The sequence below is a fragment of the Streptomyces sp. NPDC057617 genome (assembly GCF_042800555.1).
GTDB lineage: Bacteria > Actinomycetota > Actinomycetes > Streptomycetales > Streptomycetaceae > Streptomyces.
Window position 1 is genome coordinate 57,010 of record NZ_JBHVGV010000015.1, and the last position, 10,739, is coordinate 67,748.

General features: G+C 71.4%; 10 protein-coding genes. 8 read left to right on the forward strand and 2 right to left on the reverse strand.

Annotated features, from left to right (window positions below):
- Positions 1-48: 48 nt before the first annotated feature.
- From ACFU9P_RS30085 to ACFU9P_RS30110, 6 genes are all read left to right on the forward strand, one after another.
- Entirely contained in the window at positions 49-1,560 is a 1,512-nt protein-coding gene (locus ACFU9P_RS30085; protein WP_384086837.1) for a DUF2252 domain-containing protein, read from the forward strand.
- Positions 1,561-1,614: 54 nt separating this feature from the next.
- Positions 1,615-2,538 (forward strand): hypothetical protein, encoded by a 924-nt coding sequence (locus ACFU9P_RS30090; RefSeq protein WP_384086839.1) that lies wholly within the window; start codon positions 1,615-1,617, stop codon positions 2,536-2,538.
- A gap of 135 nt (positions 2,539-2,673) precedes the next feature.
- On the forward strand, positions 2,674-3,018 hold the full coding sequence (locus ACFU9P_RS30095) for a rhodanese-like domain-containing protein (RefSeq protein ID WP_376383067.1): 345 nt from the start codon (positions 2,674-2,676) through the stop codon (positions 3,016-3,018).
- Between the two features lie 99 nt (positions 3,019-3,117).
- Positions 3,118-3,825, forward strand: coding sequence for a DUF5819 family protein (locus ACFU9P_RS30100; RefSeq protein WP_384086842.1), 708 nt, complete (start codon positions 3,118-3,120; stop codon positions 3,823-3,825).
- Complete coding sequence (locus tag ACFU9P_RS30105) at positions 3,822-5,165, forward strand: PT domain-containing protein (protein WP_384086844.1); 1,344 nt, start codon at positions 3,822-3,824, stop codon at positions 5,163-5,165. Before ACFU9P_RS30100 ends, ACFU9P_RS30105 begins: the two co-directional genes overlap by 4 nt.
- Positions 5,162-5,884, forward strand: a complete 723-nt coding sequence (locus tag ACFU9P_RS30110) for a TrmH family RNA methyltransferase (protein WP_384086847.1) — start codon at positions 5,162-5,164, stop codon at positions 5,882-5,884. Before ACFU9P_RS30105 ends, ACFU9P_RS30110 begins: the two co-directional genes overlap by 4 nt.
- A 29-nt stretch (positions 5,885-5,913) precedes the next feature.
- On the opposite strand, the gene paaN is transcribed toward ACFU9P_RS30110, so the two are convergent.
- Positions 5,914-7,632 (reverse strand): phenylacetic acid degradation protein PaaN, encoded by a 1,719-nt coding sequence (paaN, locus tag ACFU9P_RS30115; RefSeq protein ID WP_384086850.1) that lies wholly within the window; start codon positions 7,630-7,632, stop codon positions 5,914-5,916.
- Between the two features lie 169 nt (positions 7,633-7,801).
- Between paaN and ACFU9P_RS30120 the strand changes: the two genes are divergently transcribed.
- Both ACFU9P_RS30120 and ACFU9P_RS30125 read left to right on the forward strand, forming a co-directional pair.
- The gene (locus tag ACFU9P_RS30120; protein WP_384086853.1) at positions 7,802-9,370 is read left to right on the forward strand and encodes a 3-hydroxyacyl-CoA dehydrogenase; all 1,569 of its coding nucleotides are present in this window, start codon (positions 7,802-7,804) and stop codon (positions 9,368-9,370) included.
- Positions 9,367-9,996: a TetR/AcrR family transcriptional regulator gene (locus tag ACFU9P_RS30125; protein ID WP_384086855.1), complete on the forward strand. Its 630-nt coding sequence runs from the start codon at positions 9,367-9,369 to the stop codon at positions 9,994-9,996. Before ACFU9P_RS30120 ends, ACFU9P_RS30125 begins: the two co-directional genes overlap by 4 nt.
- 19 nt (positions 9,997-10,015) lie before the next feature.
- Here the strand turns inward: ACFU9P_RS30125 and ACFU9P_RS30130 are convergent, their stop codons facing one another.
- Positions 10,016-10,663, reverse strand: a complete 648-nt coding sequence (locus ACFU9P_RS30130) for a winged helix-turn-helix transcriptional regulator (RefSeq protein WP_384087053.1) — start codon at positions 10,661-10,663, stop codon at positions 10,016-10,018.
- Between the last annotated feature and the right edge of the window lie 76 nt (positions 10,664-10,739).

The following is a 10,739-nucleotide window of genomic DNA, read 5'->3' on the forward strand; positions in this document are numbered from 1 at the left end:
GTGAGTTCCGAGTACGGCGAGTACGAGCACGGGGGGAGGCGGCACGCCATGGGCGGTGTCGGGGTCGAGTCGGCGGTGGTGTCCGCGGGCGGGCGCATTCCGGTGGTGCCGGGTTTCGCGACGCGTACGGCGACGGGGACCGGCGCGGACGGGGCTCGGGTGGACGGGGCTTCGGCGGGCGGGGCGGACGGGGCGGCGCGGACGCCCAAGGAGCTGGGCAAGGCGCTACGGGCCCGGGTGCCGAGGTCCTCGCACGACTCCGTCGTGTTCGCGGCGGGTCGGCCCGACGCGGTGCGGGCCGTCGAGGAGTCGAGCCGCGGCCGGGTGCCCGAGCTGGCGCCGCTGCGGGTCGGGCGGATGGCCGCCACCCCCTTCGCCTTTCTGCGCGGGGCGGCCGGACTGATGGCCCATGATCTGGTGGGCACTCCGGTCACCGGCGCCGCCGCGCAGATATGCGGCGACGCGCACGCGGCGAACTTCGGTCTGTACGGGGACGCGCGCGGCCGGCTCGTCATCGATCTCAATGACTTCGACGAGACCGTGACGGGCCCCTGGGAGTGGGACGTCAAGCGGCTCGCCACCTCGCTGGTGCTGGCCGGCCGCGAGGCGGGCGCGGACGAGGACACCTGCTGGCGCGGGGCGTACGACACGGTGGGCGCCTACCGGCGCACGATGCGCCTGCTGGCCAAGCTCCCCGTCCTCGACGCGTGGAACGCGATCGCCGATGAGGAGCTGGTCTCGCACGCGGACGCGCGTGATCTGGCCGGCACCCTGGAGCGGGTCGCGGGAAAGGCGCGGAACAACACGAGCGCGCGGTTCGCGGCCAGGTCGACCGAGGCGGTGCCGGACGCGGGCGGGGCCGTCGGCGCGGACGTCCAGCGGCGCTTCGTGGACGCGCCGCCCGTGCTGCGGCGGGTGCCGGACGAGGAGGCCGCGGCGGTGGCCGCCTCGCTGGAGGAGTATCTCGGCACGCTCCCGGAGGACCGGCTGCCGCTGCTCGCGCGGTACGCGATCCACGATGTGGCGTTCCGGGTGGTCGGCACCGGCAGCGTCGGGACCCGGTCGTATGTGGTGCTGCTGCTCGACCACCGGGGCGAGCCGCTGGTGCTCCAGGTGAAGGAGGCACGGCCCTCGGCCCTGCTGCCTCATCTGCCGGCCGCCGGATTCGAGGCGGCCCCGGTGGTGCACGAGGGGCGCCGGGTGGTGCTGGGACAGAAGCGGATGCAGGTGGTGAGCGACAGCCTGCTGGGGTGGACGACCGTGCTGGGCAGGCCCTTCCAGGTACGGCAGTTCAGGAACCGCAAGGGGAGCGTCGACCCCGCGGCACTGCCGGCCGACCAGATAGACGACTACGGAAGAATGACCGGAGCACTGCTGGCCCGGGCCCACGCGCACAGCGTGGACCCCCGGCTGATAGCCGGTTACTGCGGTAAGAACGACGAACTGGACACAGCGATGGCGGCCTTCGCCGTGGCGTACGCGGACCGCACGGAGGCGGACCACGCCGAGCTGCTGGCGGCCGTACGGAATGGGCGGATAGCGGCCGAGCTGGGCGTGTGACGGCCGGGAGCGGAACGGAGGCCGCCGCGGCCCGCCCCGTACGCTGGGCGGGTGATGCAGGACGTCCCTGAGGAGCCGACGATCCGTAACGACGACGAACGGGATGTACGAGACGTGCCGGATGCGACGGAATCCACGGTGGCGGCGGGTGCGAGCGAGCCGACGGAGGCTACGGGGGAGGGCGCCGGCAAGGCGGCCGAGGCGGACCGGCCGGAGGCGCGGCTGGAGCGGGCCGTGCGCGTTGCCGAGCAGGCGCTGATCGAGTTCGAGATCGCGCTGGAGACCTTCCGCATCGAGGTGGAGAACTTCTCCCGGCTGCACCACCAGCGGCTCGGCCCGATGTACGCGCGACTGGACGAGCTGGACGCGATGATCGCCGAGGCCCGGGCGGCCAGGAGCGGCGACCCCGAGGATCTGCGCAAGGCGCGGGAGGCCCGCGCGATGGTGCAGCCGATGCCGGGCGTCGAGGAGCTGTTCCACGACTGGCTCGATTCCGACGGCCTCTCGCCGGAGGCGGCGGCGATGCTGACCGGCCAGCCCGTGCGTCCGCCCAAGCGGGTCCGGCCGAGCGACGAGGCGCGCAGGATCTACCGCGAGCTGGTGCGCAAGGCCCACCCGGACCTGGCGCGGGACGACACCGAGCGGGCCAGACGTGAGGAGTTCCTCACCCGTGTGAACGCGGCGTACGGGCGGGGGGACGAACCGCTGCTGGAGGAGCTGGTCGCGGAGTGGGCCGCGGGGCCCGCGCTGAAGGCGCCGCGCCTGAGCGAGAGCGAGGAGCTCTACGCCCGGCTGGAGTGGCTTTCGCAGCGCAAGGAGATGCTGACGCTGGTCGCCAAGGAGCTGGAGGAGAGCGCGATCGGCGCGATGCTCAGGATGGCGCCCGACGACCCGGACCGGCTGCTGGAGGAGATCGCCGAGCAGTTGCTCGCGGAGGTCGCCGGGCGTGAGACGGAACTGGCCGGGCTGGTGGAGTAGGTTTTCCGGAGTCCCGCACCCCCGGTCGGGTTCTGTCCCGCAGTCCCGCACACCTGGTCCTGGTCATGCCCCAGCTCCTGGTCCCTGCGCCGGCCCTGGTCCTGATCCTGGCCCGTACGAGAGAAGGCACAGCTCATGAACTTCGCCCCGCTGCCCTCGGTCGATGCCGCGGCGGTCCCGTCCGACGGACTGGTGCTGGACGTCCGGGAGGACGACGAGTGGGCGGCCGGTCATGTCGAGGGCGCGCTGCATGTGCCGATGAGCGACTTCGTCGCGCGCTTCGGCGAGGTGACCGAGGCGGTGGCCGGGGGCCGGAAGGCCTATGTGATGTGCCGGGTCGGCGGCCGCTCCGCGCAGGTCACCCAGTATCTGGTGCAGCAGGGCCTGGACGCGGTCAATGTGGACGGCGGCATGCTCGCCTGGGACGGCGCGGGGCGGCCGATGGTCACGGACAACGGCACTCCCGCGTTCGTGCTCTGAGACCCTGCCGCTCCCGGTTCGGGACCATGCCCTGGGCCCGGCCCGTAGGGTGTCAACCCTCTGGACGACTGACTGGGCGCGGGCGGGGATCGGGGCGGGATGGATTCGTACGACGACAAGGGTGTGAAGGCCGGGCCGCCACCCGGCGCCGGGATAGCCGGCCTGTCCCTTCCCGGCCAGGTGGTGGCGGCCGCGGCGCTCGCGGTCCTCGGACTGCTGGCCTGCACGCATCTGGCCATGATCTTTCTGCATGCCGCCCCGTCCAACACGATCACCAAGCAGCACGGCAAGGCCGTCGACGAGTGGGTCTATCCCGAGTTCGAACAGAACTGGAAGCTCTTCGCCCCCAACCCGCTCCAGCAGAACATCGCCGTCCAGGTGCGCGCCGAGGTGGCGAAGCCCGACGGCGTACGGACGACCACCGACTGGATCGACCTCTCCGCCGAGGATGGCGAGGCGATCCGCGGCAATCCCCTCCCCAGCCATGTCGACCAGAACGAACTGCGCCGCGCCTGGGACTTCTTCACCGGCTCGCACGACAACGACAACCGGCCCAACGGCCTGCGCGGGCAGCTCTCCGAGAGCTATGTCCGCCGCATTGTGATGCTGCGCCTTGAGGACCATGACCTGGGCGGTTCCGTGGAACGCATTCAGCTCAGGTCCGCCGCCACCACGGTCGCGGCGCCCCCCTGGAGCACCGAGAAGACCGATACGCGCCCGGCCTACCGGCTCTATCCCTGGTGGACGGTGAACGCCACGGACCTTCCCGAGGGCGTACGGAACGGCCGTACGGAGGCGGAACAGTGAGCGCGCACCCGACCGATCAGCCGACCGATCAGCCGACCGATCAGCCGACCGATCAGCCGAGCGGTCAGCCCGATGGTCTGCCGCACGAGCAGCCGGTCGGCCGGCCCGACACGCAGCCGACGGATCAGCCGGGTCCGCGGGCCGCGGGGAGGCCGCTGCTGGTGGCCGGGCCGGTCGTCCGTGCCGTCCAGCGCGTCACCGCCGCCGCCCTCGGCCCGTACCAGAGCGCCGTCGTCCGGATCGGGTTCGCCGGCGCCTGGCTGCTCTTCCTGCTGCGCGAACTGCCCCACCGGCGTGAGCTGTACGGACCCGACGGCCCGTGGAGCTGGGACATGGCCCAGCAGCTCATCGCGAAGAACGGCGCCTTCACCGGGCTGATGTGGTCGGACAGCGTGGTGTGGTTCGAGATCGTCTTCGCCGTCGCGGTGCTGTCCAGCGCGCTGCTGCTGATCGGCTGGCGCACCCGGACCATGTCCGTGGTCTTCATGTTCGGCGTGCTGTCGCTCCAGAACCGCAGCATCTTCATGGGCGACGGCGGCGACAACGTCATCCATCTCATGGCGATCTATCTCGTCCTGACGCGCTGCGGCCAGGTCTGGTCGCTGGACGCCAGGCGCGCGGCGCGCCGGGCGGACGGCGCCGGGCACGACCGGATCGGACCGGTGCTCTGGAGCTGCCTCGGGGTGTTCCTGGTCATCGGCTCGGCGACGGACCGGATCCATGCCGACCTGTGGTTGGTGGTCGTCTTCTGGGGCGTCTGGATCGGGCAGGGCCTGTGGTGGGCGGCGAACCGCTACGCGCCGGACGGTGAGCAGCGCGCCCTGCTGGATGTCCTCGCCAACCTCCTCCACAATGCCGCACTTCTGGTGATCATGGCCGAGGTCTGTCTGGTGTACGCCACGGCGGGCTGGTACAAGATCCAGGGCTCGCGCTGGCAGGACGGCACCGCCCTCTACTACCCGCTCAAACTGGACTACTTCAGCCCCTGGCCGGAGCTTTCCTCCCTGCTCGCGGCCAGCGGTGTCATCGTGATGCTGGTGACGTACGGCACGGTCATGGTGCAGGTCGCGTTCCCGTTCACGCTCCTCAACCGGCGGGTCAAGAATGTGCTGCTGGCTCTGATGATGCTGGAGCACGCCGCCATCGCCGTGGTGCTCGGACTGCCCTTCTTCTCACTCGCGATGATCGCCGCCGATGCGGTGTTCCTGCCGACGCCCTTCCTGCGGTGGCTCGGCGACCGGGCCGCGGGTCTGTGGAAGCGGCTGTTCGCCCGCCCCAAGGTGTCCCTTCCCGAGCAGCGGAGCGACAGCCCGGAGCAGACCCGTACTCTCGTCGGGTGAGCAGTGAGACAACGGCGGAGGTCCCCGGGCCGGCCCCGGAGGACCTGGAACCCGTCCAGTACGACGAGGGCTTCGGCCCGGAGATCGGCGTCGGGCCGCACCCCGGCCCCTGGCCGCGCGGCGAGCGGTACGACCCGGAGCTGCTGGCGGCCGGGGACCGGCGCAATGTCGTCGACCGCTACCGGTACTGGACGCGTGAGGCCGTTGTCGCCGATCTCGACACCCGGCGCCACGACTTCCATGTGGCGGTGGAGAACTGGACCCATGACTTCAACATCGGGTCGGTGGTCCGCACCGCCAACGCCTTCCTCGCGAAGGAGATCCATATCGTCGGGCGGCGGCGCTGGAACCGGCGCGGCGCCATGGTCACCGACCGCTACCAGCATGTGCGCCACCACCCCGACGCCGCCGGACTGACCGCCTGGGCGGTGGCGGAGGGGCTGCCGGTCATCGGGATCGACAATCTGCCGGGGTCCGTACCGCTGGAGCGCACCGAACTGCCGCGCCGCTGCCTGCTGCTCTTCGGGCAAGAGGGCCCAGGCCTGACCGAGGAGGCCCGTGAGCACGCTGCGATGGTGTGCTCGATCGCACAGTTCGGCTCGACCCGCTCGATCAACGCCGGAGCCGCCGCCGCGATCGCCATGCACGCCTGGATCCAGCGGCATGCCGTCATCCCGGGCACCGGCGCTCCCGATGCCCCGGCGCCGCCCGCGCCCTGACCCGCGGCGGGCGGCCCCGGAGCGCTGTCTCAGGCCTGGCGCCTGACCTCCACCATCCGGAAGCGGTTGGCCACGAACGCCGCGTCGCACAGCGCCGCGTTCGCCGCGGGATTGCCGCCGGAGCCGTGGAAGTCCGAGAAGGCCGCCGTCTGGTTCACGAACACCCCTCCCGTGAGATTCAGCGAGAGCTGCGCGGACTCCTCCAGGCAGACCTCCTCGATCGCGCGCTCCGTCTCCGGCGAGGTCGTGTACGCGCCGACCGTCATCGCGCCCCGGTCGCGGATCGTACGGCGCAGCAGCTCCACCGCGTCGTCCGTCGAGTCCATGGCGACCGCGAACGACACCGGGCCGAAGCACTCGCTGAGATACGGCACCTCCGCGGCGCCCTCGGCCCCGCTCTCCGCCGCCTTCTCCCAGGACTTGCGGGAGCCGTCGGCCTTGACGATCGCGGGCGTACGGACCACGGCGTCCGGGAAGTCCGGATTGCTGATCTCGCGCGAGGGGAGCGCCACATCGCCCAGCGTCGCGGCCGCCTCCAGCCGCGCCTTCACATCGGGGTTGACCAGCGCGCCCAGCAGCCCGGCGGCACGGGCGTCGTCGCCCAGCAGCCCGCTCACCGAGGCCGCGAGATCCGCGACCACCTCGTCGTACGACTTGTCGCCCGCGTCCGTCGTGATGCCGTCCCGGGGGATCAGCAGATTCTGCGGGGTGGTGCACATCTGGCCGCTGTAGAGCGACAGCGAGAAGGCCAGATTGGACAGCATCCCCTTGTAGTCGTCGGTGGCGTCGATGACGATCGTGTTGACACCGGCCTTCTCCGTGTAGACCTGCGCCTGGCGGGCGTGGGTCTCCAGCCAGTCGCCGAAGGCGGTGGAGCCGGTGTAGTCGATGATCCGGATCTCCGGGCGCGTGGCCAGCGTCTTCGCGATGCCCTCGCCTGGCCGCTCCACGGCCAGCGCCACCAGATTCGGGTCGAAGCCGGCCTCGGCGAGCACCTCGCGGGCGGCCCGTACCGTCAGCGCCAGGGGCAGCACCGCGCGCGGATGGGGCTTGACCAGGACGGGATTGCCGGTGGCCAGGGAGGCGAACAGGCCCGGATAGCCGTTCCACGTCGGGAACGTGTTGCAGCCGATCAGCAGCGCGATACCGCGCGGGGCGGCGGTGAAGGTCTTCCGCAGCTCCAGGGGGTTGCGCTTGCCCTGCGGCTTGGACCAGTCGGCGGCGGCCGGGGTACGCGTCTGCTCCGCGTACGCATACGCCACCGCCTCCAGGCCGCGGTCCTGGGCATGCGGCCCGCCCGCCTGGAACGCCATCATGAAGGCCTGCCCGCTGGTGTGCATCACCGCGTGCGCGAACTCGTGCGTGCGGGCGCTGATCCGCGCGAGGATCTCCAGACAGACCAGGGCGCGCGTCTCGGGTCCGGCCTCGCGCCAGGCGCCCATGCCCGCGCGCATGGCGGGCAGCAGGACATCCACGTCCGCGTGCGGATACTCGATCTCCAGCGCCGGGCCGTACGGCGAGATCTCGCCGCCCGTCCAGCCGTCCGTGCCCGGCTGGTCCAGCTCGAAGCGGGTGCCGCGCAGGGCCTGGAAGGCGGCGAGACCCTCGGCCGGCGCGCTCTCGCCGTACGCCTTGGGGTGCTCGGGGTGCGGCGACCAGTAGGCGCGGCTGCGGATCGCCTCAAGGGCCCGGTCGAGTGTGGGCCGGTGCTTTTCTGAGAGCTGCTGGGGGCTGAGCTGGGCGGCCATGACGGACCCACTCCTCGGTCGGGCTGAGACGGGGACATGTGCTGACGGACAGAGTTAGAGTAACCGAACGATCGGTCGGGACAAGGGGGCCCGTCGAACCTGTGGACAACTCACCCCCTGGAGAACTTATGGCCCCGTCAGCGCCCGCTCATACGGAAGGATTGCTCCCATGACAGCTATCGAGTCCGGCCGTGTCGTCGCGGTCGTCGGCACCGGCACGATGGGGCAGGGCATAGCCCAGGTGGCACTGGTCGCCGGGCATCCCGTACGGCTCTACGACGCCGTGCCCGGCCGCGCGGAGCAGGCCGTGACCGCCCTCGCGGGACGGCTCGGCCGGCTGGTCGAGAAGGGCCGGCTCGACGCCGCGGCGCGCGATGCCGCGGTGGCCCGGCTCCATCCGGCCGCGGATCTCGCCGAGCTGGCCGACTCCGCGCTGGTCGTCGAGGCCGTACTGGAACAGCTCCCCGTCAAGCGGGAACTGTTCGCGGCGCTGGAGGACATCGTCTCCGACGACTGCCTGCTCGCCACCAACACCTCCTCCCTCTCGGTCACAGCCGTCGCGGGCGCCCTGCGCGTCCCCGGCCGTCTGGTCGGACTGCACTTCTTCAATCCGGCGCCGCTTCTGCCGCTCGTGGAGGTCGTCAGCGGTTTCGCGACGGACGAGGAGGCGGCGCTGACCGCGTTCGAGACGGCGCGCGCCTGGGGCAAGACGCCGGTGCGGTGCGCGGACACCCCCGGCTTCGTCGTCAACCGCATCGCCCGCCCGTACTACGCCGAGGCCTTCCGGGTGTACGAGGAGGGGGCCGCCGATCCGGCCACCATCGACGCGGTACTGCGCGAGTGCGGCGGCTTCCCGATGGGCCCCTTCGAGCTGACCGATCTGATCGGCCAGGACGTCAACGAGGCCGTCACCCGGTCCGTATGGGAGTCCTTCTTCCAGGATGTGCGGTTCACGCCGTCCCTCGCGCAGCGCAGGCTGGTGGAGTCGGGGCGGCTGGGCCGCAAGTCGGGCCGGGGATGGTTCCCGTACGGCGAGGACGCGCCACCGGTCCAGGCACGGACGGCTGGACCCGCGCCGGCCCCCTCGTCCATCACTGTCCAGGGCGAACTCTTCGCCGCCGACTCGCTGCCCGGGCTGATCGAGGAGGCCGGGATCGAGGTCCTCTTTAAAGAAGACGCCGTCCCCGGTCATCCGGGGTGGATCGAGCTGTCCGACGGCACACGGCTCTTCCTGTCGGACGGTTCGGCCGCCGACGACGCCGACATGCCCGTCATCCACTTCGATCTCGCGCTGGACTACCGTACGGCGACCCGGATCGCCCTCGCCCCGGCCGCCCGGGTCGACGAGGCGGCCCTGAACGAGGCCGTAGGGCTCTTCCAGGCCCTGGGCAAGGACGTCAGCGTGATCGCCGACATCCCCGGCATGATCGTCACCCGTACGGTCGCGATGCTCGTGGACTTCGCGCTCGACGCGGCGGCCCGCGCTGTGGCCGCCCCCGAGGACATCGACACCGCGATGCGGCTGGGCGTCAACTACCCGCGCGGGCCTCTCGACTGGGGCAAGGAGCTGGGGGCGCGATGGGTGCTGGACGCGCTGGAGGCCCTGCACGAGGAGTACCCCACGGGCCGCTACGCCCCCTCCCAGGCGCTGCGCCGGCTGGCTGTCGCGCAGGAAGAGCGGGAAGAGCAGGGCGGGCACGGGGAGGACGACGGGCACGGGGAGGACGGCGCGTCATGACCACCGCCAAACGTGACACCTATACGCCCGAGACCCTGCTGACCGTCGCGGTCCAGGTCTTCAACGAGCGTGGTTACGACGGCACCTCCATGGAGCATCTCTCCAAGGCCGCCGGGATCTCCAAGTCCTCGATATACCACCATGTGGTGGGCAAGGAGGAGCTGCTGCGCCGGGCTGTCAGCCGCGCCCTGGACGGGCTGTTCGGGATCCTCGACGAGGACGGCGCGACCCGTGGACGGGCCGTCGAGCGGGTCGAGTACGTGACCCGCCGTACGGTCGAGGTGCTGATGGCCGAGCTGCCCTATGTGACACTGCTGCTGCGGGTCAGGGGCAACACCCAGACCGAACGCTGGGCCATGGAGCGGCGCCGCGAGTTCGACCACCGGGTCGCGGAACTGCTCAAGGCGGCCGCGGCGGACGGGGATCTGCGGGCCGACATGGACATCCGGCTGGCGACCCGGCTGCTCTTCGGGATGGTCAACTCCCTGGTGGAGTGGTACCGGCCGCACGCGGCGGGCGGGTACAGCCGCGAAGAGGTGGCGGAAGCGGTCGTACGGATGGCCTTCGCCGGGCTGCGCACCGAAGGGCCGCGCACCGAACGCGAGGGTTCCGGGGACCTCTTCTAGAGCGTGGGACCGGTGGTCTCTAGAGCGTCGGGCCGGTGGTCGACCCGGATCCCAGGTCCGTTTCCTCGAAGACCAGCAGCGTGCGGGTGGAGAGCACCTCGGGGATGGACTGGAGCCTGGTCAGGACCAGTTCGCGGAGCGACCGGTTGTCCGGCGCGTGCACCAGCAGCAGTACGTCGAAGTCGCCGCTGACCAGCGCGATGTGCGCCGCCCCCGGCAGCTCTTCGAGCTGCTCGCGCACCGTGCGCCAGGAGTTCTGCACGATCTTCAGGGTGATGTACGCGGACGCGCCCTGACCCGCGCGTTCATGGTCGATCCTGGCGCTGAAGCCGCGGATCACCCCGTCGTCGATGAGCCGGTTGATCCGGGCGTACGCGTTGGCGCGTGAGACATGGACACGCTCGGCGACGGACCGTATGGAGGCCCGGCCGTCCGACTGCAGGATCCGGAGGATGTCCTGGTCGATGGCGTCGAGCGGGCGCGGCGACGGAATCCGGTCCGGCGGAGGGGTCCGCTCCGGTACGGAAGTCCGGTCGGGTACGGAAGTCCGCTCCGGTGCGGGAGTCCGGTCGGGTACGGGGGGCCGGTCCGCGGTGGCGCCGGTCCGGCCGGCCCCCAGCCCGCTGCGCCCGGGCGTCTCGCCGCTCCGGTCCGTGCCCTCGGCCATTTGTTCAGTTCCCATGTCCCCCCGCCTCTCCGCGATGGACGGCCTGTGGTCATCCCAAGCTGTGGAGAACCGTTTG

Coding starts and splice junctions, on each gene's coding strand:
- ACFU9P_RS30085 (WP_384086837.1), top strand. CDS start 49: ATGGGCGGTGTCGGGGTCGAGTCGGCGGTGGTGTCCGCGGGCGGGCGC.
- ACFU9P_RS30090 (WP_384086839.1), top strand. CDS start 1,615: ATGCAGGACGTCCCTGAGGAGCCGACGATCCGTAACGACGACGAACGG.
- ACFU9P_RS30095 (WP_376383067.1), top strand. CDS start 2,674: ATGAACTTCGCCCCGCTGCCCTCGGTCGATGCCGCGGCGGTCCCGTCC.
- ACFU9P_RS30100 (WP_384086842.1), top strand. CDS start 3,118: ATGGATTCGTACGACGACAAGGGTGTGAAGGCCGGGCCGCCACCCGGC.
- paaN (WP_384086850.1), bottom strand. CDS start 7,632: ATGGCCGCCCAGCTCAGCCCCCAGCAGCTCTCAGAAAAGCACCGGCCC.
- ACFU9P_RS30120 (WP_384086853.1), top strand. CDS start 7,802: ATGACAGCTATCGAGTCCGGCCGTGTCGTCGCGGTCGTCGGCACCGGC.
- ACFU9P_RS30125 (WP_384086855.1), top strand. CDS start 9,367: ATGACCACCGCCAAACGTGACACCTATACGCCCGAGACCCTGCTGACC.
- ACFU9P_RS30130 (WP_384087053.1), bottom strand. CDS start 10,663: ATGGCCGAGGGCACGGACCGGAGCGGCGAGACGCCCGGGCGCAGCGGG.